Source organism: Johannesbaptistia floridana, from assembly GCF_057440575.1.
Genome location: NZ_JALKVM010000033.1, coordinates 1 through 4,147, shown reverse-complemented (window position 1 = coordinate 4,147; position 4,147 = coordinate 1). Strand labels below are relative to the sequence as shown.

General features: G+C 39.0%; 3 protein-coding genes and 1 pseudogene. 2 read left to right on the top strand and 2 right to left on the bottom strand.

Translation table 11 applies throughout. The features are described 5' to 3' along the window. Window positions 1–317 (top strand): DUF4351 domain-containing protein (locus MW688_RS02390; RefSeq protein WP_486734315.1); only part of this gene is annotated, 317 nt, incomplete at its 5' end. Window positions 318–506: 189 nt separating this feature from the next. On the opposite strand, the gene MW688_RS02385 is transcribed toward MW688_RS02390, so the two are convergent. Together MW688_RS02385 and MW688_RS02380 are read right to left on the bottom strand one after the other, a co-directional pair. After that, on the bottom strand, window positions 507–824 hold the full coding sequence (locus MW688_RS02385) for a hypothetical protein (protein WP_486734314.1): 318 nt from the start codon (window positions 822–824) through the stop codon (window positions 507–509). Window positions 825–981: 157 nt separating this feature from the next. Next, window positions 982–3,030: an SUMF1/EgtB/PvdO family nonheme iron enzyme gene (locus MW688_RS02380; RefSeq protein ID WP_486734313.1), complete on the bottom strand. Its 2,049-nt coding sequence runs from the start codon at window positions 3,028–3,030 to the stop codon at window positions 982–984. Between the two features lie 761 nt (window positions 3,031–3,791). Here MW688_RS02380 and MW688_RS02375 point away from each other — a divergent pair. Continuing rightward, window positions 3,792–4,147: pseudogene (locus MW688_RS02375) on the top strand (DUF4351 domain-containing protein); the annotation flags it as partial.

Sequence of the window (4,147 nt, the reverse complement as noted above, 5' to 3'; positions counted from 1 at the left end):
TATATCAACAAGACCGGGCGAAAGCTATTGCAGAAGGTATACAACAAGGTATGCAACAAGGTATGCAGCAAGGTATACAACAAGGTATGCAGCAAGGTATGCAGCAAGGTATGCAGCAAGGTATGCAGCAAGGGAAACAGGAAGGAGAAGCAAACCTGATAATTCGTCTGCTAAATCGTCGTTTTCAAGGAATTTCTACAGATTTAGAAGGCCAAATTCGCAGTTTATCTGTAGAATCATTGGACAATTTAGGGGAAGCATTATTTGATTTTCAATCTCAAGAGGATGTTTTGACCTGGTTACAAAATAATCTGTAATGGTGGTCACACTCATTCGGAATTGGTAAAGATGCTTTGCTGTAAACCTTTATCTGAATATGCTGGTGCGCTATTGGCGCCCTTGCTTCTGGGGAGCTCACCAAGGGCGTGAGCTAACTTTCTATCCATTATCCAGTCAAGTTTTGACTTACTCAGAGACCCTAAAACTTACCCCTCAGTTTTATTAGCCTAGGAATGGTCGATAAAACTTACATCAAAAATAGGCATAATTATATTACAAAGAGCATGATGCACTAGGCGATCGCGATAGGGAGCGACCGAAATCAAGCGTGTCTTTTTCTCTTTGAGATAAAAGGTATGATATTCTCCTGGTTGATAAGTTTTGCTACTAAGTTCTTCCTGTAGTTTTCTGATTTCTTTTTCTAGATTCTCGTGAAATGCGATTACATTAGCTCTATTTCTTTTACCTTTTTGTGCTTTTTTTGCAGCTAGGTAGAGATTTTCTGGGTCGATAATTTCTTCATATAGGTTGCCTATTCTTTTCATCGTTTACTTGACTTTTTCTCAATTTTACTCTATTATGATTATATTGTAGAAGTTTATCTAAACTAACCAAAGCGTATGATCCCTACAATCTAAATGAATACATAAATACTACTCGCACCGCCTAAATTTGCCGCCTAACGGCGGAAGGGTAAAAGGGCTAAAGGGTTTCGCCGTCTACCACCACACGAAAGCCGCTGAGGCCGTACGCGCTGCCGGGGTAGTACCTAAGGCGAAAGGCAGCGCGGCAGTACCTCGGGTTGACGTCCCACGAACCACCACGGATTACTTTTATACTACTGCTTCCAGAAAGAAAAGGTTTGCCATCTAACGGTATATTTCGATAGTTATCTATATAGTTATCTAAACACCATTCATACACATTTCCGTGCAGATCATATAATCCAAAAGCATTGGGAGGAAATATTCCCACTTCTGTAGTTTCTTCTCGATACTCCCCTTTTGGTTCATCAGCATAAGTATAATTTCCATTATAATTAGCCAATTGACTAGTTATAGTTTCCCCAAAGTAAAAAGGAGTAGTTGTCCCGGCCCGGCAAGCATATTCCCACTGTGCCTCTGATGGTAATTGTATCTCTTTTCCTAACTTTTTGCTCACTTCTTCACAAAACTTAACTGCATCGTTCCAAATTACATTCTCTACAGGTCGGTTATTTCCTGGGAATCTAGCCGGATTTTCTCCCATTACTGCTTGATATTGAGCTTGTGTCACTGGATATTTCCCTAACCAGAATGGTTTCAAAGTTATTTCTGTTTGTGGTCCCTCATCATCATCTCTATCTACTTCAGTTGCTGGTGAACCAATCGTAAATTTCCCTCCTGGTATATAGACAAAGTCTATGCTTACTCCTTCAGTTAAATCAAAGCGTTGATATTTGTTGCTTTCATTTCTAGTTTCAATAATTTCTCCACGCCTATTCACTTTTACTACTTCATAGTTAAATTCAGTACCCGGTGTATTTGGTGGCGGAACTGGTGATGGTGGATTACTGGGGAGTTGCTCTTGTGGTGGTGTATCTGATGAAGGAACTGGTGATGCTGGATTTTCTTCTTGCTCTTGTGGTGACTTAAACAAACTACTAATTCCCCCAAATGCTAAAGCACCTCCTCCGAATGCTCCCAACCATTTCAACAACTTACCTCGGGATATAGGGGAAGAAGATGATGACACGGTTACAGTCGGTATTGTTGGTGGTTTTGGTGGTGAACTAGATGATGATTCTACAGTTACAGTTGGTATTGTGGGTGGTTTTGCTTGTGGAGTAGGGAGTGCCGATTTTAACGATGATAAATCATATATTACTTCCTGAGCATTTGTATAACGCGCTCTCAAGGAATCTGTGACCATCTTGTCCAGGATTTCTGCTAATTTCGGCTTAATCTTCAGCTTTCTTGCTTCTAAATATTCTCTCCAGGTCCATTTATTATCATCGTCATTGTAAATTACATCTTTTCCCCCTACTGGCAAGCAGCCTGTGAATAAACGAATACAAGTGGCACCCAAGCTATAGATATCACTCGCTGCTGTTGGCCTTCCCTTGATATGTTCTCTGGCTGCATATCCTGGAGTAAATATGCTAGTCATCTGGGTCTGAGGGTTACCCTCTACTTCTTTTACTGCCCCAAAGTCAATTAAAAACAAAGTTCCATCTTGACCCCGGCGCATGATATTTTCTGGTTTAATATCTCGGTGCAGAATATTTTGCTCTTGCAGATAGGCTAACACTGGTAAGATGGAGTTGAGAATCTCTTCTATTTTCTCTTCACTAAATCGCCCTTGAATCTTGTACTCCTCTAAGAGGTTTTCCCCTTCAATATACTGTTGCACCAAATAAAAACTATCATCTTTACTAAAATAGTCGTAAATCTCCGGTATTTGAGGATGTTCTAATTCAGACAGTTTCTTCGCCTCTCTCTCAAACAAGTTCTGAACTATTTGCTTAGCTTGAGTGTTTGTGGCCTCTGTAGAAATTAGTTTTTTAATCACCACTTGGCGGTTAAAGACTCTGATTTGTTCTGCTAGGTAGGTGCGACCGAAACCTCCTTGTCCTAAAATTTTGATGATGCGATAGTCTTCAAAATCGTAGGTAATTGTACTTTGTGCTAAGTTAGCACCACAACCATGGCAGAGGTTATTGTTATCTGGGTTATCTGGGTTTTGACAGCTAGGGTTGAGACAGATAGGCATAATCTGCTTACAATTTTAGTAATTAAAAATAGCATAACATAATTGAGTAATGAGTAATAAGTAATGAGTAATGAGTAATTAGTCTTGAAGTTTTGAAGTAATGAGTTAAAGAATTGATCCTAACCTATTAAAATTTGATTCTCCCCTGTTGGCCAATTTCTGTACTTTTTTGGGAGTGCAAGATATGAGTTGAGATACAAACAGATTAGTAAGGCGATAGCCGATAACTCAGACCCTCGCATCTTTACCTAATGTTACTGGTGGTGGTTGAGTGAGGAAGTAATTATAGCTCCACGCATTATGGTGTTTGACATCAAAATAAAGCTCTTTCCCCCCTTTTTCAAGGGGGGTTAGGGGGGATCAAAATGTCAAACATGTCAACAAGTACTGCTATAGTAATGAGTAATGAGTTGATCCTAACCCCTTAAAAATTGATTCGGAGCCTGTTGGCCAATTTCAGTACTTTTTTGGGAGTGCAAGATATGAGTTGAGATACAAAGAGATTAGTAAGGCGATCGCACTAGGTAAAAGTTATTATTATTAAAATAATTTATTGACAGCAAATGTCTTCATTTTTTGAGATTTTAACATCGCTACGCAACTACAGAAAGTTTTTACAACAGAACCCTTTTGGCGATAAGATTAGAACAGAGTTTAGCATACTAAGTACGAAAGAGCCCCAATTTTTAAGCGTTGAGCATTAATTCTTTAACTCATTACTTCAAAACTCATTACTCATTACTTAACCACCACAAGTAACTTTGGGTAAATATGCAAGATCTGAGTCTAATTGGGGGGAAGGAATTTATTTCACAGGAAGATTACTGAGAATGGGAATTGTGGTGATTCATCATTTACCAGTCACGCCTGAAACCTTATTATTAAGATTATTAGGGAAGGGAAATGTACAAACAAGAGCGATTGAAGAGGTAAACTCATTAGAAGAGAATAATCCCTTCAAGTCGAGTGTTTTAGAACAGTTATATAATTTAGAGCAGAACTTATTTGCGCAAAAGGAAAGAGATTCAGAAACTGAGGAACTAATTATGCGTTTAAAACCACTATATCAACAAGACCGGGCGAAAGCTATTGCAGAAGGTATACAACAAGGTATGCA